The 18,078-nt window shown below is 72.7% G+C and carries 17 protein-coding genes; 13 read left to right on the forward strand and 4 right to left on the reverse strand.

Annotation, left to right across the window (positions count from 1 at the left end; all coding sequences use genetic code 11):
- Positions 1–9: 9 nt before the first annotated feature.
- Positions 10–1,263 carry an SUKH-3 domain-containing protein gene (locus ABZ573_RS04750; protein ID WP_358115592.1) on the reverse strand — a complete coding sequence of 418 codons (1,254 nt, stop codon included), beginning with the start codon at positions 1,261–1,263 and terminating at the stop codon, positions 10–12.
- 74 nt (positions 1,264–1,337) lie between these two features.
- On the opposite strand from ABZ573_RS04750, the gene ABZ573_RS04755 reads away from it, so the two are divergent.
- The 13 genes from ABZ573_RS04755 to ahcY all read left to right on the forward strand — a co-directional run bounded on the left by ABZ573_RS04755 (position 1,338) and on the right by ahcY (position 16,394).
- Positions 1,338–1,757 (forward strand): YbaB/EbfC family nucleoid-associated protein, encoded by a 420-nt coding sequence (locus tag ABZ573_RS04755; protein WP_358115595.1) that lies wholly within the window; start codon positions 1,338–1,340, stop codon positions 1,755–1,757.
- Positions 1,757–2,095 carry a hypothetical protein gene (locus ABZ573_RS04760; RefSeq protein WP_225852389.1) on the forward strand — a complete coding sequence of 113 codons (339 nt, stop codon included), beginning with the start codon at positions 1,757–1,759 and terminating at the stop codon, positions 2,093–2,095. Before ABZ573_RS04755 ends, ABZ573_RS04760 begins: the two co-directional genes overlap by 1 nt.
- A gap of 18 nt (positions 2,096–2,113) precedes the next feature.
- Positions 2,114–5,992: a toxin glutamine deamidase domain-containing protein gene (locus tag ABZ573_RS04765; protein ID WP_358115599.1), complete on the forward strand. Its 3,879-nt coding sequence runs from the start codon at positions 2,114–2,116 to the stop codon at positions 5,990–5,992.
- Between the two features lie 388 nt (positions 5,993–6,380).
- A complete protein-coding gene (locus ABZ573_RS04770; RefSeq protein ID WP_358115603.1) occupies positions 6,381–6,812 on the forward strand; it encodes a hypothetical protein in 432 nt (143 codons plus the stop codon).
- 227 nt (positions 6,813–7,039) lie between these two features.
- Positions 7,040–7,357: a hypothetical protein gene (locus ABZ573_RS04775; RefSeq protein WP_358115606.1), complete on the forward strand. Its 318-nt coding sequence runs from the start codon at positions 7,040–7,042 to the stop codon at positions 7,355–7,357.
- Between the two features lie 26 nt (positions 7,358–7,383).
- On the forward strand, positions 7,384–8,094 hold the full coding sequence (locus ABZ573_RS04780; RefSeq protein WP_358115609.1) for an endonuclease V: 711 nt from the start codon (positions 7,384–7,386) through the stop codon (positions 8,092–8,094).
- Between the two features lie 223 nt (positions 8,095–8,317).
- Positions 8,318–9,475, forward strand: a complete 1,158-nt coding sequence (locus ABZ573_RS04785; protein WP_358116143.1) for a hypothetical protein — start codon at positions 8,318–8,320, stop codon at positions 9,473–9,475.
- Positions 9,476–9,544: 69 nt separating this feature from the next.
- Positions 9,545–10,927 (forward strand): phosphomannomutase/phosphoglucomutase, encoded by a 1,383-nt coding sequence (locus tag ABZ573_RS04790; RefSeq protein ID WP_151456587.1) that lies wholly within the window; start codon positions 9,545–9,547, stop codon positions 10,925–10,927.
- A gap of 62 nt (positions 10,928–10,989) precedes the next feature.
- A complete protein-coding gene (locus tag ABZ573_RS04795) occupies positions 10,990–11,172 on the forward strand; it encodes a Trm112 family protein (protein ID WP_121396478.1) in 183 nt (60 codons plus the stop codon).
- A complete protein-coding gene (locus ABZ573_RS04800) occupies positions 11,169–12,365 on the forward strand; it encodes an SIS domain-containing protein (RefSeq protein WP_151456586.1) in 1,197 nt (398 codons plus the stop codon). The genes ABZ573_RS04795 and ABZ573_RS04800 overlap by 4 nt, the downstream gene beginning before the upstream one ends.
- A gap of 76 nt (positions 12,366–12,441) precedes the next feature.
- A complete protein-coding gene (locus tag ABZ573_RS04805) occupies positions 12,442–13,428 on the forward strand; it encodes a cation diffusion facilitator family transporter (RefSeq protein WP_151456585.1) in 987 nt (328 codons plus the stop codon).
- 3 nt (positions 13,429–13,431) lie between these two features.
- Positions 13,432–14,595, forward strand: a complete 1,164-nt coding sequence (gene manA / locus ABZ573_RS04810; RefSeq protein WP_151456584.1) for a mannose-6-phosphate isomerase, class I — start codon at positions 13,432–13,434, stop codon at positions 14,593–14,595.
- A gap of 299 nt (positions 14,596–14,894) precedes the next feature.
- Positions 14,895–16,394 carry an adenosylhomocysteinase gene (ahcY, locus tag ABZ573_RS04815; protein WP_151456583.1) on the forward strand — a complete coding sequence of 500 codons (1,500 nt, stop codon included), beginning with the start codon at positions 14,895–14,897 and terminating at the stop codon, positions 16,392–16,394.
- Positions 16,395–16,523: 129 nt separating this feature from the next.
- On the opposite strand, the gene ABZ573_RS04820 is transcribed toward ahcY, so the two are convergent.
- From ABZ573_RS04820 to ABZ573_RS04830, 3 genes are read right to left on the reverse strand one after another with little or no spacing between them, the layout of a single operon-like run.
- Positions 16,524–16,682 (reverse strand): hypothetical protein, encoded by a 159-nt coding sequence (locus tag ABZ573_RS04820; RefSeq protein WP_192581536.1) that lies wholly within the window; start codon positions 16,680–16,682, stop codon positions 16,524–16,526.
- Positions 16,679–17,551, reverse strand: coding sequence for a tetratricopeptide repeat protein (locus tag ABZ573_RS04825; protein ID WP_151456582.1), 873 nt, complete (start codon positions 17,549–17,551; stop codon positions 16,679–16,681). Before ABZ573_RS04825 ends, ABZ573_RS04820 begins: the two co-directional genes overlap by 4 nt.
- Positions 17,548–17,994 (reverse strand): hypothetical protein, encoded by a 447-nt coding sequence (locus ABZ573_RS04830; protein ID WP_151456581.1) that lies wholly within the window; start codon positions 17,992–17,994, stop codon positions 17,548–17,550. The genes ABZ573_RS04825 and ABZ573_RS04830 overlap by 4 nt, the downstream gene beginning before the upstream one ends.
- Positions 17,995–18,078: the final 84 nt, after the last annotated feature.

Here is an 18,078-nt window from a genome sequence, read left to right on the forward strand (position 1 = left end):
GCCGCCCGCTCACCAGGTGCCGTCGTCGCGTACGCGGGCTGGCGCCCGGCCGAGCAGCAGGGTGGTCAGCGCGGCGTCGATGTCGTCGCCGAGGAACCACTCGCCGGCCTGGTCCAGCGCGAAGACCCGCCCCCGCTCGTCGACGGCGAGGATGCTCTCCTGCCGCTCGGTGCCGATGGGGAAGAGCCGTACGCCGAGCACGGCCGCGAAGTCGGCCAGCGTGTCGGCGGTGTGCGCGACCTGTCGTGGACGGATGTCGAAGCGGGAGATCCAGACCTGCTCGCCGGGGCCGCGTCGCGCGCCCACCAGGCTCGGGAAGGCGGTGAGTGTCGACAAGACCGCGGGGAAGTCGGGATGCGCGGACGTCTCACCCCGGACGGCACCGACGTCCCTGATGGCGGACAGGGCGACGATCTCGTCCCCGAAGTGCGGCCGCCAGCCAGCCGCGACGAGTGCCTGCGCGACGTCCGGATCAAACCGGCCCGGGACCGGGTCGGGCTGCGGGTCCGGCTGCCACGGCATCGTGAAGGCCCGGTCGGACCAGGGCAGCACGTGGAAGTCCACAAGGGTGTCCACACAGGAGTCGCACGGGCGGTCGGCGAGGCCGCCGTTCGGATCGCCCGGCTCGCGTACCCGATGGACCTCGAACCGGGCGGTCTCCAGGATGTCCTGCGCGTCGGCCATGCCGAGCGGCGCGATGCCCTCGGCGGCGCGGTGGTGGTCGTAGTGGTGCAGAACGTCGGAGACGACGATCAGCTCGGCGTGCCGGTCGCCGCCGCGTACGAGGTGGCCGGCGGGTTGCTCGTCCAGGTAGGAGCGCAGGAGCGGGTGGTGGTTGAGGGTGACGTCGCCCTTGGCGCCCTGCGCGCGGAAGAGTCGTCCCCCGACCGTCAGGTGCGCCGCCGTGTTGGGGGTCGGCAGGCGGTGGATCTCGCGGAGCAGTTGGCTGGCGGGATCGACGGTGCGGGGCACGCCGGGGCCCTGCGGGCGGCTGCGGCGGTACATCTGCGCGACCGCGTCGGTCGGCACGCGCGGCCAGGTGGTCACCTCGCCGGTGAGCTTGTCGACGACGGTGGTGGGCAGGTCGCCGGGCATCGTGTTCGCCTCGCCGGGCATCGTGCTCGCCTCGACGGGCACAGTGGAGGTGATGACGTAGCCGAGGTCGAACTCGTCGATGTGGGGGCGGCAGTCGTGTCCCAGGCGTTGTGACTCGCGGCGGGCCCACACGGCGGCGAGTTGCTCGGCCTGCTGGCGATCGATCACGGCTCGAAAGTACCGGACCCCACGGATTCGTGGCGCCCGGTATGGTTCGCCCTACCGACGGTAACCGGGGGAGGGTGGCGTTGACCGAGAGTGTGGACCGGGACGCCAATCGCGCGCTGCGGGCGCGGTTCGACGAGGTGTACGGGGACTACCAGCGACTGAGGTCCGGTCTGGACGAGCTGCAGGGCCGGCTCGCCGAACTACGGGTGACCGAGCGCTCCGAGGACGGTCAGGTGACTGCCACCGCCGGTGCCCGTGGCGAGCTGATCTCGGTCGAGCTGCACCCCTCCGTCTTCCACGACCGGGACGCGAAGGCGTTGAGCCGGAAGATCACCGCGACCGTTCACCGGGCCGGCGCTGCGGCGGTCGCCGCCACCCAGGAACTCGTGGCCGGCTACCTGCCCGCCGGCTCCGGGGCGACGGACTTCCTGCGTACGGGTGACTTCGGTTCGTTGCTGGGCCGGGCCGACGCCGTGCTGCGCCGGGGCGAGTGATGGACGGTCAGCTCTGGCTCGACCCGCAGCGCGCCCGACGCGGGGGCGTCGACCTCTCGCTCTCCGGCGAGGCCATCACGGCACGCCGCCGCCAGATGGGCGGCGCCATCGCGGCGGCGAGCGACCGGTCGCCGTGGGGCAAGGACGACATCGGGGCCGCGTTCGAGCAGAAGTACCGCGGCTTCGAGGAGCTGGTCCTGCGCGCGTGGGACGGCGTGGGCCGGCACCTGGAGGGCCTCGGCGCCGATGTGGTCCGGTCGGTGGACGCCAACCTGCGGACGGATGCGGCGAGTGCGGGGCGGCTCGGCCGCGTCGGCGACCGGCACCAGCAGCGCTGATCCGCTGAGGAGACCCGGATGAGTGTGTTGCCGAGCCCCATCCCGCACCCGCTGGACTACTCGCCCTGGCAGTTGCCCGGCTGGGTCTACGAGGCCCTCGACTGGGTGATCGGTGTCGAGTGGCCGGAGGGCAACGAGCGGGCAGTCTGGGAGTTGGCGGACCAGTGGTACGGGGTGGCCGCGGCGCTGGTCGGGCCGCGTGCCGACGCCGTTGCCGCCGCTGGTGAGGTGCGCAGCGGGTACGGCGGCGTCGGGGCGGTCGCGGCGGCCTTCGACGCCGCCTGGCGTCGGGTGGCGGAGGGCGACGAGGCACCGCTGCCGGTGCTGCTGGCTGTCAGCACGGAGCTGGGTCGGCTGGTGGAGGAATGCGGCTGCGACATCGAGGGCGCGAAGCTCGAGGTGTGGATCGAGCTGGGCATCCTGGTCGTCGAGTTGCTGTCGTTGGCCGTGGCGACGGTGCTCACCGCCGGCGCGGCCTCGCCCGCCGCCGGGGCGGCGATCGCGGCCACCAGGCTGATCGTGCAGCAGATCTTCAAGCGGTTGATGGCGCAGTTGGCGCGTAAGTCGCTCAAGCAGGGGCTCAAGGAGGCCGGCGAGCGGGCGGCGAAGGAGGTCACCAAGGGCGGCATGCGGGGGTTCAGCCGCCGAGCTGCGCTGAGCGGCGTGTCGGAGGCGGCCGAGGAGGGCGGCATCAACCTCGCCACGCAGGCGTACCAGAACTCGACGGGCCGCCGGCACGGGCTGGACGTGACGGAGTTGGGCACCACGGCGCTCGGCGGTATGGCCGGCGGGGCGGTGGCGCCGCTGGCGGGTCTGGGGCGGCACGCCACCGGCCGGGGTGCCCGGGTCGGGGAGCACTTCGGCCGCGAGATGGCCGGCGAGGTGATGGCCGACCAGGCCGCGCGCCTGGCCACCGGCCAGGGGCTGACCTCGGTGGAGGACGCGGCCCGCGCGGCCGCGTCCGGTGTCCGTGGTTCCGCCACCGCGCAGGCCGACGCGGCGCTGCAGGCACGGCTCAGCGGCCAGATGAGCGCCCTGGCCGGGATGTCGCTGACGTCGACGGGAACCGGTGGGCCCTCGACGCCTCCCGAAGTGCCGGCAGCGGATGGGCCACCTGTCGCCCTGCCCAGCGCGGGGGTGGCGCCGTCCGTCACCGTGCCCGACGCGGGAGCGGGTCCTCCGGCCCAGGGAGCGGGGGCATCGGTCAGCGCGCCAGATGAGGGCCAGCGAGGTGTGACCGCTGCGGAGACGGCACCGTCGGCCCGGCCGTCGACGGAGGCCCGGACGGAGCCGACCGGTCCCGCGACGACCACCGCCGCCGCCCAAGCGGGTGACACGACCGCGCCTGTGACCGCTGCCGGAACCGAACGGGTCGGCGCGACCGTCGCGGCCACGTTGCCCGCGCTGCCAGAGTCCGCACCCAGCCCGACTCTCTCCTCTGTCGCGACAGCAGCGCCCGTCCACGGCGCCGCCGGGGGCGTCCCGGTCGGCGTGGAGGGCCAGACGACCATTTCCGGAAACGCCGCGAGCAGCGCCGGCTCCGTCAACGTCGCGAGTGCTGGCCCGTCGAATGGGCCGACAGCGGCGCCGGTGAGCGGGCCCAGCACCGGCCTGGGCACCGCGACGGTCGGGCCGCCCCCCGCCTCGTTCCCTGAGCCGAGAACGGTTGCCTCCGTCCCCGGTGCGGGCCAGGTTCCGTCGGTCGCCAGTCCCGAGCCCGCCGTCGCACGAGGAGCCACCGGAACGGTGCCGGCACAGCCGCAGCCGGCACCACCGACGATGCTGCCTCCGCCCGATGCGCCGGCAGCCGAGCCGAATCCGCACGTCCGCAGCGACACGCCGGCAGCGGCCGGTCAGCATGATTCGGCCGGCCCCCGGGTCAGGAGCCCCGAGTGGTACGCGGCCAAGTGGGCCCTCGACCGGGACGCGTTCGAGAGACGTCGCTACCGCGGCTACTACGAGTCGCAGCGGGCGTGGTTCGAGGACAAGCGCCGTTATGACGAAGCTGTGCGACTCAGGGCCCGCGCGGACGAGCACCACCAGAGGGCGCGGGACTTCGCCGCCCACGCCTTCCATCTGCACCAGACGGGCCAGGCGCGCCAGGCTGACGGGTGGGAGCGGGCAGCGAACGACGAGATGCGGGCGTACGGGGAGTACCTGGACTACGCGGAAGCCGTACTGGCCGGCGGCGTCGTGCCGTCCGTCGTCGGCGTCGTCGATCCCGCGGACTTCCGCCGAATCAACGACGACGTCGGTGACCTGGCATACGGTGCCGTGGAGACCGTCGACCGTTCGGCGCTGACGGGTGACGACCATCCGCCGCCGATCGACCGGTCCCGGAACTACGGCCGGCCCGGCGGTCTGCGTCCGCCGCTGGCCCTGCACCAGAGCGACATCGAACGGCAGGTGCCCCGAGAACCCGACGGGAGCGTGCGGCGCAACGCCGACCCGCGAGTGGGTGGCTGGTTCGGGTTGGTCAACGACGGCGGACCGCAGGCCGACCCGACGCGCGGCATCAACTGCATCGACTGCACCCTGTCGATGTTCGACACCTGGATGCACGGCCGCCCCCGGGTCGCCGCCCCCCGCACCTTCGACGCCTACCTGGCGGGCGACGTCACACGCCCCATCAACGGCGAACGAGACGGCATCGGACGGGTGGAGGACATCACCGGAGGACGCTTCCAACGCCTCTGCCAGCCCACCCAGGACATCCAGGGCCCCCAGCGACAGCACGCCATCGACACCGGATACCGCAACCTCCACGCCCAACTACGCCTCGGCGGCCACGGCAGCTTCGCCTTCGTCATCAACAACTGGGAACAGGGCGGCGCCCACATCTGGGTCGCCCTCAACCAGAACGGCACCATCCTCTACCTCGACCCACAGACCGGCGCCGTGTCGACCACACCCCTCTACCGACACCACGGCGTCGCGCACCCCCACAACGCCGTCGACACCGAAGTCCTGATACTCGGCTCCGACGGCAGACCAATGCCACTGGGCGGACTGCGACGGGGACGATTCAGCCAACGACCGGACCTACCGCAGTACCCACCCGCCGACACCGACCAGGGATACGGCGAACTACACCTCAACCGCATGTACCTCCTGGACGGACCGGGCTCGGCTCCTCAGGGAGCGGAACAGGCGGGCTTGTCTGAGGGCCCGGCGACTCATGAGGTGGACGGGCCCGAGCCGGACTGGAAACAGGCTGAGGCTTTGCTGCCATCCGATGACTCCGGTTACAGGATTCAACGTCGAGACTGTGAGTTCCTGGGGATAACGCCTGCTGCGGTAGTTGCGTGGGCGGAACGACGTGCTCCACTCGGCCTGACACCTGAGACTTTCGAGCAGATGACGGCAGCATTGTTTGACGCGCTCCAGGCAGATGGCATCCGCAGCGATCAGGTCGATGTCAGACTTCAAGGTTCCTCATCGAACTTCTTCTCCGGGGCGCACAAGACCCTTCCCGCAGAGGATCAGATTTCCGAGTATCCAGAATCGGTCGAGCGGATGAGGGCGTGGCGAGGGGATGGTGCGCTGCCGGTGCGTCGACCCTTCGACTCAATGCACAAGTTGGGATTGGAGGAGCCGAGTGATTTGGACTTGCAGATATCGTCGGACGTGATGGTTGAAAGAGCTGTGGCGGTTGGCGCGCGCGAGTTTCCGGACCTCCGCGTGGTGAACAAGAAATTCGGATTCGTAACCAGGAAGGTCGCGAGGCTGTGTTTTCCTGCCATCTTTGACTGGGCGGATAGATGTAGCCGAGTTCTGGGGCGCGATGTGGTCCCGGCGATATTTCCGAAGGTGGGCCCGCCAGATCGATCTTCAGGCGGTGTATCGTCCCACTTCAAGCCGGAGGACTGGATGATTGAGGATAATCGTGGCCGATAGTTGGGTGTTGAGATTGGCCGGAGCGGTTGACGCCCACGCTCTTGAACGGTTGCGGGCGGAGCTTGGCCTCAGTCGACTCGGTCGGCTGGCGGACGATTGGGATGAGCTCTTCGGAGAAGCGGCGTGGGAAGTTCAAGGGCAGATGGTCCGGGTCGAATTATGGCGCGACGTCGACTCGCTGGAGTGGCGCCTTGACGTGGAAGGTGTGGCCCCACTGCCGGAGGCCGAGAGGGTGAGCGTGTTGGCGCGAGTTCAGGCGGCACTGCGCTCGACAGGGCTGACGCCATCTTCGATCATGAAGCGTCCATGAGCGCCAGCCTGCTCCGCCGCTCGCGAGTGCTGTGTGGCAGCAGGCTATTGGCTTGTGTGCAAAGGGTCTTGACGCAATGTGATCGCCGAAGCGCAGGGCCGATCACTGAACTCATCTCCGGTGAAGATCGTTCCGGCGGGTGACGGTGGCGTCGCTGTCTGGCGATTGTCTAAAGACGCGGGTGGCTGGAATTCGGCGAATCATCTCCTGGGCAAGCTGCTTGCTGCCGATGATGATGAAAGCGAGGAATTGACCCGCGAAGAGTTCATCCAACGTACTGAGCATGACCGCGGGTACTACCTTCGAGGCGAAGGCCCTGTCTTCGCTCTCTACGAGACGGTTCGGGCGATCCAAGACGGGGTCGCTCGCGAGAGGCGGTACCCGACTCCCACCGAACTCGCCCTGATTGCCGGAATTCAACGTAGGACTTTCGTCATGTTCGAGGAGCAACTTCAGCAGTCGGGCGATCTGGCCGCGGACCCAAGCCTGGGCTCGGAAGAGCAGGCGTAGGGCGTCTTCTGAAGGGCAGTCGTACCCGGAGTGTTCGCCAGAACCGCCGATGCCGTCGTGACTCGGCCTGGTCGGTGGTCCACGCAGGTGGAGCGCCCGTCTCCGGCGGACGGTCGTCGGTCGGAGGGTGCAAAGCGCTGCTGCTCGGAGCCCGACCCGTAGGCGTCCGCAGCCTTGGAGGGTCGCGGGTTCGGGGGCGGGTTGCCGGGCCGGAATACCATGGCGAAATGGCTGAATCAGACAATGGGCAGAAGTCGCCCGGCCCTGGTGGGTGGCAGTCCAACGCCTGGGCATGGCCGGTCGGCCTCATGCTCGGTCTGGTCGTCGGCCTGGCCGCACTGGACGGAGCCGCCGGTGTGGGCGTCGGCATCGCGATGGGGGTGGCGTTCGCCGTCGCCCTGGGAGCCGGCAGCACCCGGGACACCGACAGCGAGGACGACGACAGCGAGGATGACGACAGCGAGGACGCCGACAGTAAGGGCGACGACATCAAGGACGACGACGGGCAGGGCGCCGACAGGTCGCGTACCGACGGGCCGTCGTGACGTCGGGCGAACCCGGAGCCGCGCGGGTGGAGACGACCGGGGCGTCGGATCCCCGGATCGACAGGCCGGGCAGTGTGGCGGAGGCGCTTGCCGTACAGGAGCGGTTGCGGCCACTGGTGGACCTGGCCGGGCCCGGTCCGGCCGAGCCCGCGACGGTGGCCGGGCTGGACGTTGCGTACGCCGAGAGTGGTGACCGGCTGGCGGCGGCCGTGACCGTGCTGGACGCCCGGACCCTCGCGGTGGTCGACTCGGCGGTGAGCGTGGGCCGGCCCGCCTTCGGGTACGTCCCGGGGCTCTTCGCCTTCCGCGAGTTGCCCGCGCTGCTGGACGCGCTCGACCGGCTGACCGTGCTTCCCGAGATGCTGGTCTGTGACGGGCACGGGCTGGCCCACCCGCGCCGGTTCGGGCTCGCCTGCCACCTGGGCGTGGTGACCGGCCTGCCCTCCATCGGGGTGGGCAAGACGCCCCTGCTGGGGGAGTGGACGCCGCCGGCCGGGCGCCGGGGCGCGTGGACGCCGTTGCGCGACGGGGACGAGACCGTGGGTCGGGTGCTGCGTACGCGGGACGGCGTGAAGCCGGTCTTCGTCAGCGTCGGCCACCGGATGAGCCTCGACGACGCGACCGCGCGGGTGCTGGCGTTGACGCCGCGCTACCGGCTGCCGGAGACCACCCGTACCGCCGACCGGCTCTGCCGCGACGCCCTGGCCGCCGCCGAGGCGACCGTCCGTACCACCTGAGGCCGCCGCCGGAGCGACCGCCCGCGAGCCGCCTCGGGCCGCCGCCGGGTTCGGTAGGCCCGGACCGACGGACGCGTGACCGTTCCGCCGCCGGCCAGGGTGCGCGGACCGGGTCGCGGGGTAATACGGCGCACATCCGGAGCGCTCAATGATCGGGCCCCGACGGGGCCCGGTAGTAGCCTGACCGGCGGACCCCCGTCGGGGGAGGAACGGCGAGGTGATCATGGCGGTACGTCGGCACGCGGCGCGGCTTGCGACGGTCTGCGCGTTGCTGGGCGGCCTGGTGGCGCTCGGCGCGACGCCGGCGCTCGCCGCAGGCGACTCGGTCCGGGTGCGTTCGGCCGGCAGCTTCACCGCCGGCGGTTCCGCCGGGAGCGTCTCGATCGAGGTGCGCAAGCGCAGCGACGGCTGCGTGCTGCTGCGTACCGCACTGGGGTTGCGCCTGGCCGGCCTGCGCGCCGACCAGGTCAGCGCGCAGGTCAACGTGGGCGGACGCTGGTTCCCGGTGCCGCTCTCCGGTGCTCGTGGCAGCGCGGCCACGTCGGCCACCTCGCCCCTGAAGCCGAGGCTCTGCAAGGGCAAGAGCATCACGGTGCGCTACCGGGTGGCGTTCGCCGCGGAGGTGCCGGGCGGCCGGCTGGCCGTCAGCGGCGCGGCCAGCGACGCGCTCGGGCGGGCCCTGGGCCGGGGCGCGGTGGCGTCCCGGGTGGTCGGCGCCCGGGCCACGCCCTCGCCGACGCCGAAGCCGTCGAAGAAGCCGTCGCCCACCCCGAGCGCGGTCGCCACCGAGGTGCGGGCCGGCGCGGCGGACCCGAGCCTGGCCGCCGGTCAGGGCGCGGGCGCCGTCAGCAACGCTGCCGAGGAGGAGTCCTCCGGCGGCTCGGTGGTCATGTTCTTCGGCATCGCCATGGTCGCCGTCGGGATCCTGCTCATCGTCCTGCTGTTCCGCCGCTCGCGGGCGGACAAGGAGCCGGCCGACCCGGGCCACGTCCCGCTGCCCCGCAACCCCGGTGGCACCACCTACCGCTCCGGGCAGGGCCCGGCCGCCGCCCCCGGCCCACCCGGCCAGGTGTACGGGCAGCAGCCGCCCGCCCCCGGCCTGTACGGCGGCGCGCCCGCTCCGCGGCCGGCCGGCGGCGCGCCCGCTCCGCGCCCCGCCGGCGGCGTGTACGGCAGCCGCCCGGGACCGGCCCCGGAGGCCCCGCAGGTGGTGCCCGGCGCGCCCGCCTCCCCGCCCGTGTCGGCCCCGCCGGCGCCCCCGGTGCCGGGGCAGTACGGGGCGCCGCCGCCCGTGCCGCCCGCCCAGGGCAAGCCCGGTGACCCGCCGCCGGAGACCGGCGGTGGCGACCACACGGTGTTCATGCCCCGGCTCCCTGGCTGAGCCGGGCCGGGCCGCGCCGCTCCGATACGCTCAGGCCGTTGAGGACCTGCGGCGCGAGGAGCGAGACCGGTGTCTGATCTGTCCCAGATCGTGAAGGCCTACGACGTCCGTGGGACGGTGCCGGACCAGTGGGACGAGCAGGCCGCCGAGGCCCTCGGCACGGCCTTCGCGCAGGTGCTGGACGGCTTCGGTGAGCGGGACGGGGCGGCGCTCGTCGCGCACGACATGCGTGCCACCGGTCCTGCTCTGGCCGCCGCCTTCGCCGCCGGCGTGCGCGCCGAGGGGCGCGCCGTCATCGAGCTGGGCCTCGCCTCCACCGACATGCTCTACTACGCCTCCGGCGCGCTGGGGCTGCCCGGCGCGATGTTCACCGCCAGCCACAATCCGGCGCAGTACAACGGCATCAAGATGTGCCGCTCCGGGGCGCGCCCGATCGGGCAGGACAGCGGGCTGGCCGAGATCCGCGAGCGGGCGCAGGCGCTGCTGGACAAGGGCGAGCGTCCGACCGGCACGCCGGCCGCGCCGGCCGAGCGCCGCGACCTGCTGGCCGACTACGCGGCGTACCTGCGGCAGCTGGTCGACCTCTCGGGCATCCGTCCGCTGAAGGTGGTCGTGGACGCCGGCAACGGCATGGCCGGCTACACCGTCCCGGCCGTGCTCGGCGACGCCGTCCTGCCGGCCCTGCCGCTGGAGATCGTGCCGCTCTACTTCGAGCTCGACGGCACCTTCCCCAACCACGAGGCCAACCCGCTGGACCCGGCCAACCTGGTCGACCTCCAGCGCGCGGTGATCGAGCACGGCGCCGAGATCGGCCTGGCGTTCGACGGCGACGCCGACCGCTGCTTCGTGGTCGACGAGCGCGGCGAGCCGGTCTCGCCGTCGGCGGTCACGGCCCTGGTGGCGGCCCGCGAGCTGGCCAAGCACCCCGGCTCGACGGTGATCCACGGCCTGATCACCTCCCGGGCGGTGCCGGAGATCATCCGCGAGCACGGCGGCGAGCCGGTCGTCGCCCGGGTCGGGCACTCCTTCATCAAGGCGGAGATGGCCCGGACGAACGCGATCTTCGGCGGCGAGCACTCCGCCCACTACTACTTCCGCGACTTCTGGTTCGCCGACACCGGCATGCTCGCCGCGCTGCACACCCTGGCCGCCCTGGGCGAGCAGTCGCTGCCGCTGTCCGTGCTGGCCAGCGAGTACGAGCGGTACGTGGCCTCGGGTGAGATCAACTCGACGGTGGCCGACCAGGCCGCGAAGGTGGCCGAGGTGCGGGCCGCGTACCCGCAGGCCGACGTCGACGAGATGGACGGACTGACCCTGCGCTTCCCGGACGGCGCGTGGTTCAATCTGCGCGCCTCCAACACCGAGCCGCTGCTGCGGCTCAACGTCGAGGCCCCGACGCGGGAGCGGATGACCGCCCTCCGTGACGAGGTGCTCGACCGCGTTCGCCGATAAGATCGCCTGCGCCGGTCGGCACCGTCGATCGGTGAGACCGCATACGTGGAAGGAGCCGCGCCGTGGCCCTGGACCCGCAGTTGCTGGAAATCCTCGCCTGTCCGGACACGCATCACGCCCCGCTCGACTACGACGCGCAGGCGCAGACGCTGACCTGCACCGAGTGCGGCCGGATCTTCGAGGTCCGCGACGACGTGCCGGTGCTGCTGCTGGACGAGGCGCGCGGCCCCTCGGAGCAGTCGTGATCGACGGTGTGGCCGGGGTCAGCGGCCGACGCGAGCCCGACGAGGCACTGCTCGACGACCCGGCCGCGCTGGCCGAGCACGACCCGGGCGGCATGCTGCGGCACACCGCCTCCGCCGGGGCGCAGGTCCGCGAGACGGCCGCGCTGGCCGCCGAGGCCAACCTCCAGGTGCTCGCCGACGAGGGCCGCCCCCGGGCGGTCGTCATCGCCGGCATCGGCACCGCCGGGCGTACCGGTGACGTGCTGGCCACCGTCGCCGGGCCGCGCTGCCCGGTGCCGGTCATCCCGCACCGCAGCGCCGGTGTGCCCGGCTGGGTGGGCGCCGCCGACGTGGTCATCGCCGTCAGCGCGTCCGGTCGCAGCCCCGAGGCGCTGGGCGCCGCCGAGGCCGCGCACCGGCGGGGCGCCCGGCTGGTCGCCGTCGGCGCGCCCGACTCGCAGTTGCAGTCCGTGGCCGAGCGGGCCCGGGCGCCGTTCATCCCGGTGCCCCGGCGCGCCCCGGCCCGGGCCAGCCTCTGGGCGCTCACCGTGCCGGTCCTGCTCGCCGCCCGTACGCTCGGGCTCGTGAAGGTCAACGAGGCGGATCTGGCGGAGACCGCGGCCCGGCTGGACGCGGACGCCGACCGCTGCCGCCCGACGGCCGAGTCCTTCGTCAACCCCGCGAAGTCGCTGGCTCTGGGCCTCGCCGGCTCGGTGCCGATCGTCTGGGGCTCGTCGCCGCTGGCCACGGTCGCGGCCCGCCGGTTCGGCGACACCCTGTCCGCCAACGCCCGCTACCCCGTGGTCAGCGGGGCGCTCGGCGAGGCGGGGCGCGGTCGGGTCGGCCTGCTCGACGGCGTGTTCGGCGGTCTGGCCGAGGGGGAGCGCGACATCTTCGCCGACCCCGACGCGGAGGCGCCGTCGGGCACCCGGCTGCGGTTGGTGCTGCTGCGCGACGGCGGGCTGAACCCGGAGGACGACGCCGACGAGCCCCTCGACGTCGAGGAGCGCCGCGCGGACGCCGTGCAGACCCTCGCCGAGCGGCGCGGCGTGCGCTGCGACGTGGTGACCGCCGAGGGCGGCTCCGCGCTGGAGCGGCTCGCCTCGCTGGTCGCCGTGCCGGACTTCGCCTCGATCTACCTCGCCCTGGCACACGGACTGGACCCGATGGCCGTGCCGGCCATCACCGAAATGAAGGAGCTGGCAAACCAGTGAGCGATAGCAGGGAACGGGTCGAGCGGCGCGTCGCGCCGATGCCCGGCGGTGCCGCGCGACACGACGGAGCGACGGCGTGAGCGCCAACGGTGGTACGAAGGCGATCGTCGCCGCCCTGCTGGCCAACGCCGGCATCGCCGTCACCAAGTTCGTCGCGTTCCTGCTGACCGGGTCGTCGTCGATGCTGGCCGAGTCGATCCACTCGGTCGCGGACTCCGGCAACCAGGCCCTGCTGCTGCTCGGCGGGCGTCGGGCCAAGCGCGCGGCCACTCCTCAGCACCCTTTCGGCTACGGCCGGGAGCGCTACATCTACGCGTTCATCGTCTCCATCGTGCTGTTCAGCGTCGGTGGCCTGTTCGCCCTCTACGAGGCGTACCACAAGTGGTCGCACGAGGAGGGCATCACCTCGTGGCACTGGGTGCCGGTCGTGGTGCTGGTGGCGGCGATCATCATGGAGACGTTCTCCTTCCGCACCGCGATCGTCGAGTCCAACCTCGTCCGGGGCAACCAGTCGTGGGTGAAGTTCGTCCGGCGCGCCAAGGCCCCCGAGCTGCCGGTGGTGCTGCTGGAGGACCTGGGCGCGCTGGTCGGTCTGGTCTTCGCGCTCTTCGGCGTGGGCATGACGCTGATCACCGGCAACGGCCGGTGGGACGCGGTGGGCACCGCGATGATCGGTGTGCTGCTGGTGATCATCGCGATCATCCTGGCCATCGAGACCAAGAGCCTGCTGCTCGGTGAGGGCGCCGAGGCGCACGACGTCGCCGCGCTGGAGAAGGCGGTCACCGACGGCCCCGAGTTCGAGCGGATCATCCACATGAAGACGCTCTACCTCGGGCCCGAGGAGCTGATGGTGGCCGCCAAGGTCGCCGTGCCGGCTGGCGTCACCGCCGAGGTGCTGGCGCAGAGCATCAACACCGTCGAGGGTCGGATCCGCGCCGCCGTGCCGACCGCCCGGGTGATCTACCTGGAACCGGACATCTACCACGCCACCGCCGAGCGGGCGGTCGCCGGGACCGCGTCGCCCGCCGAGCCGGGTGAGGTCGCCGGGCGGTCCGGGAGCTGACCGGTGGAACTGCTGCACGGACCGATCCGCGACTACGCCTGGGGGTCCCGCTCGGCGATCGCCGAGTTGCAGGGGCGGCCGGCGCCGAGCGACGGCCCGGAGGCCGAACTGTGGCTGGGCGCCCACCCGGGCGGCCCGGCCCTGGTCGACCGCGACGGCGACCGGGTGAGCCTGACCGACCTGCTGCTCGCCGAGCCGCACCACTGGCTCGGCGAGCGGTTGGTCGGCCGGTTCGGCACCCGGCTGCCGTTCCTGCTCAAGGTGCTCGCCGCCGACGCCCCGCTGAGCCTCCAGGCGCACCCGGACGCCGAGCAGGCCCGCGCCGGGCACGCCGCCGACGCCGCCCGCCCCGACGGACAGCGCAACTACGTCGATCCGTACCACAAGCCGGAGCTGCTGGTCGCGCTCTCGCCGATGGAGGCGCTCTGCGGTTTCCGGGACCCGGCGGCCTCGGCGGCGGCGCTGGCCGGCTTCGGCGTACCCGCGCTGGAGCCGGTGCTGGCGGCGCTGCGGACCGGGCCGGCGGGCCTGCGTGACGCCGTACGACTGCTGCTGACCTGGCCCGCCGACGGGCGCGACGCGCTGGTGGCGGCCGTGGCGTCGGCACCGGTCGCGGGGCCGGACGCGGAGCTGGCCCGGGACCTGGCCGCCGCCTACCCGGGCGACCCCGGGGTGCTGGTGGCGATGCTGCTCAACCGGGTGCGGCTGGCCCCCGGCGAGGCGATCTGGATGCCGGCGGGCAACCTGCACGCCTACCTGCGCGGCACCGGCGTGGAGATCATGGCGGCCAGCGACAACGTGCTGCGCGGCGGGCTGACGCCGAAGCGGGTGGACGTCGAGGAGCTGCTGCGGGTGCTGCGCTTCGAGGTGCTGCGCGACCCGGTGGTGCCGCCGCTGGAGGTCGCCCCGGGCGTGGTCACGTGGCCGGTGCCGGTGGAGGACTTCGCGCTGCACCGGGTGACGGTGGGCGCGGGACTGCCGGCGGTGTCGGTCGAGGTGCCCGGGCCCCGGGTGGTGCTCTGCCGCTCCGGCGAGGTCTCGGTCGACGACGGGGCCGGCGCGGTGACGCTGGCGCCCGGGCGGGCGGCCGTCGGCAGCGCCGCCGCCGGGCCGCTGCGCCTGGGCGGCGCGGGGGAGGCGTACGTCGCGAGCTGCGGCCTGCGCTGACCGGCCCAGCGGCGACGCGCAAGTCCGACTTTTCCGGAATAGCTTGACGCGACTCTGGCCGAGTGTAACTCTATGAGTACGCAGCGTTATCGCGACGAAGGTCCGAGAACGCGCGGGGGAACCAAACCGGGGGGATGCACGGGGCGGGCGGCCGATGGACGGGACACCGTTCACGACCGACCGCCCCGTGCGCTGTCCGCTGATGTCTTCGTGCTCACTTCACCCGACCGGTCCTCCCGTCGGCGGCTCGCGCGCGTAAGGTGAATGGTCGCGCAGCACATCGTCCGACAGGAGATTTCATGACCAGCACCCTCCCGGCGTCCGCCAGCGGCACGCCGTCCGAGGCCCGGCCGAGCACTCTCGCCGAGGGCGACTACAAGGTGGCGGATCTGTCGCTCGCCGAGTTCGGGCGTAAGGAGATCCAGCTCGCCGAGCACGAGATGCCCGGCCTGATGGCGATCCGTCGTGAGTTCGCCGACGCCCAGCCGCTCGCCGGTGCCCGGGTCACCGGGTCGCTGCACATGACCATCCAGACCGCCGTCCTCATCGAGACCCTGGTCGCGCTCGGCGCGCAGGTCCGCTGGGCGTCCTGCAACATCTTCTCCACCCAGGACCACGCCGCCGCCGCGATCGTCGTCGGCCCGGAGGGCACCCCCGAGGCCCCGGCCGGTGTCCCGGTCTACGCCTGGAAGGGCGAGAGCCTGGAGGAGTACTGGTGGTGCACCGAGCAGGTGCTCGCCTGGCCCGACGGGCAGGGCCCGAACATGATCCTCGACGACGGCGGCGACGCCACCCTGCTGGTGCACAAGGGCGCCGAGTTCGAGAAGGCCGGCGCGGTGCCGCCGGTCGAGTCCGCCGACTCCGAGGAGTACGCGGTCATCCTCGGCGTGCTGCACCGCTCGCTCGCCGAGGACAACCAGCGGTGGACCCGGATCGCCGCCGGCATCAAGGGCGTGACCGAGGAGACCACCACCGGCGTGCACCGGCTCTACGAGATGCACCGCGCCGGCACCCTGCTCTTCCCCGCCATCAACGTCAACGACTCGGTGACGAAGAGCAAGTTCGACAACAAGTACGGCTGCCGCCACTCGCTCATCGACGGCATCAACCGGGCCACCGACGTGCTGATCGGCGGCAAGATGGCGGTCGTGCTCGGCTACGGCGACGTCGGCAAGGGCTGCGCCGAGTCGCTGCGCGGCCAGGGCGCCCGGGTCGTGGTGACCGAGGTCGACCCGATCTGCGCGCTCCAGGCCGCGATGGACGGCTACCAGGTCGCCACCCTGGACGACGTGGTCGAGCAGGCCGACATCTTCATCACCGCCACCGGCTGCTTCGACGTCATCACCAACGAGCACATGGCCCGGATGAAGCACCAGGCCATCGTCGGCAACATCGGCCACTTCGACAACGAGATCGACATGGCCGGCCTGGCGAAGCGTTCCGACGTCGAGCGGGTCAACATCAAGCCGCAGGTCGACCTCTGGAAGTTCGCCGACGGGCACGCCATCATCGTGCTGTCGGAGGGCCGCCTGCTCAACCTGGGCAACGCCACCGGCCACCCGAGCTTCGTGATGTCGAACTCGTTCGCCAACCAGACGATCGCCCAGATCGAGCTGTTCACCAAGACCGAGGAATACCCGATCGGCGTCTACGTGCTGCCCAAGCACCTCGACGAGAAGGTCGCCCGGCTGCACCTGGAGGCGCTCGGCGCCAAGCTGAGCACCCTCACCAAGGAGCAGGCGTCCTACCTCGGCATCTCCGTGGAGGGCCCGTTCAAGCCGGAGCACTACCGCTACTGACATCCACCGCGCCGACCGGGCCGACCGCTCCCTTCCGAGCGGCCGGCCCGGTCGGCGTTTCGGGGCGGGCGCGCCGCCACGGGTCGAGCCGGCCGGCGTCAGCGCGGGCGGCCGCCTGCCGCCGGGCGGTCAGTCCCGGCGGGGGCGGCGACGGGCGGGGCGGACCCAGCTCCACACGCACCAGACGAGCCACGCCACCGAGACCACGGCGGCCAGCGCGCGCAGCCGCAGCGCGTCGAGCAGCAGCACCACGGCGAGGACGGCCAGCCACGGCCCGAACGCCCTCACGACCGCCACCGACCGAGCACCAGCCGGCGGACCAGCGGCGGAGCGATCCACGACCAGACGCAGAAGAGCATCCACGCCACGGCGAACAGGCCGGCGAGCACGTCCAGACCGGCGACGTTCAGCAGCACGATCACGCCGACCGCGAGCAGCCAGGTGCGGAAGATCCCCAGCCGGTGCAGCGGGCGCAGCGGCAGCAGCAGCGGGTGCGCGTGCACCTGCGCCTCCCATGCCGCCTCGGCGTAGTCGGCATCGGTCGGGTCGTGCGCCACCGCCTGGCCGAACGCGCGGCGCGCGGTGCCCAACCGGCCACGCCGGGCCGAGGTGGCGCCGTGCAGGGCGAGCGCAGCCGGATTGTCCGGCCACGCCCCGAGGAACTCCCTGGCGATCCGGTCGGCCTCCCGGTCGTCCCCCTGGGCGTACGCGAGTTGGACGCGGCACGCGAAGACGGCCGGCTCCTGCGGGCTGATCGCGGCGGCCCGGGCGACCAGGCGTTCCGCCTTGTCGAGCTGCCCCACGGCCGAGCAGAGCTGCGCGTACTGGCACAGCAGCCACGGGTCCTCCGGCTCGATGGCGAGCGCGTCGAGCAGTGCCCGCTCGGCGGCGGGGTACTCGCGGCGGTGGCGCAGCGCGACGCCGAGCCGGCCGAGCAGTTCGGGGTCCGGGCCGGCCTCGGCGAGCCCTCGACGGGCGACGGCGGCCAGGTCGTCCCAGCGGCTCAGCGAGGTCAGCGCGTACGCCCGCAGCCGGAACGCCGCCGGGCTGAGGGCCAGGGCGGCCGGGAGCCGGTCGACCTCGTCGAGGGCCTGCTCCGCGCGGTTCAGCTCGAGCAGGTGCGCCACCCGGGCGAGCTGGGCCTCCGGGGCGGTCATACGGCGGCCACCAGCAGGAACAGCAGGGCCTCGACGACCCCGAACAGGAGCACCGCCCCGAGGCCGGGCAGCCACAGCGACGCCGGCTCGTCGCCACGCAGCTCGTAGGCCCGGAACGGACGTTTCTGCGTGGCGGAGGCGGCGAACCAGACCCCGGCGCCGGCCAGCGCCGCGATCAGCCGGACGGGACGGTCCCCCCAGTCGTCGAGGAAGGCGAGCGTGAGCGCCAACCGGGCCGTCAGCGCGGCCAGCCCGACGCCGAGCACCATCAGGTTCGTCCGACGGGGCAGGCCCAGCCGGTGCCCGTTGACCAGGGCCAGCACGGTGGCGGCCAGCGGACCGGCGAAGACGGCGGGGAAGATCAGCGACTGCGGTCGCCACGGCCGGCGTCGCGTCCCGTACGCCGCCGGCGCGATGGTAGGGGTGAACAGATCGTCGGCCACGATGTTCCCGTCTCGGTAGGGGCGAGCGAGCCGGATCCTGCCACAGCCGGGTGACCGGCGGCGCTCCTGGACGGAGTGGATCCC

This window comes from Micromonospora sp. NPDC007220, assembly GCF_040634035.1.
GTDB lineage: Bacteria > Actinomycetota > Actinomycetes > Mycobacteriales > Micromonosporaceae > Micromonospora > Micromonospora reichwaldensis.

Bases quoted from the DNA above. Each gene is read 5' to 3' on its own strand.
- ABZ573_RS04760 (WP_225852389.1), top strand. From the start codon at position 1,757: ATGGACGGTCAGCTCTGGCTCGACCCGCAGCGCGCCCGACGCGGGGGC.
- ABZ573_RS04765 (WP_358115599.1), top strand. From the start codon at position 2,114: ATGAGTGTGTTGCCGAGCCCCATCCCGCACCCGCTGGACTACTCGCCC.
- ABZ573_RS04825 (WP_151456582.1), bottom strand. From the start codon at position 17,551: ATGACCGCCCCGGAGGCCCAGCTCGCCCGGGTGGCGCACCTGCTCGAG.
- ABZ573_RS04785 (WP_358116143.1), top strand. From the start codon at position 8,318: ATGGCGGTACGTCGGCACGCGGCGCGGCTTGCGACGGTCTGCGCGTTG.
- ahcY (WP_151456583.1), top strand. From the start codon at position 14,895: ATGACCAGCACCCTCCCGGCGTCCGCCAGCGGCACGCCGTCCGAGGCC.
- ABZ573_RS04775 (WP_358115606.1), top strand. From the start codon at position 7,040: ATGGCTGAATCAGACAATGGGCAGAAGTCGCCCGGCCCTGGTGGGTGG.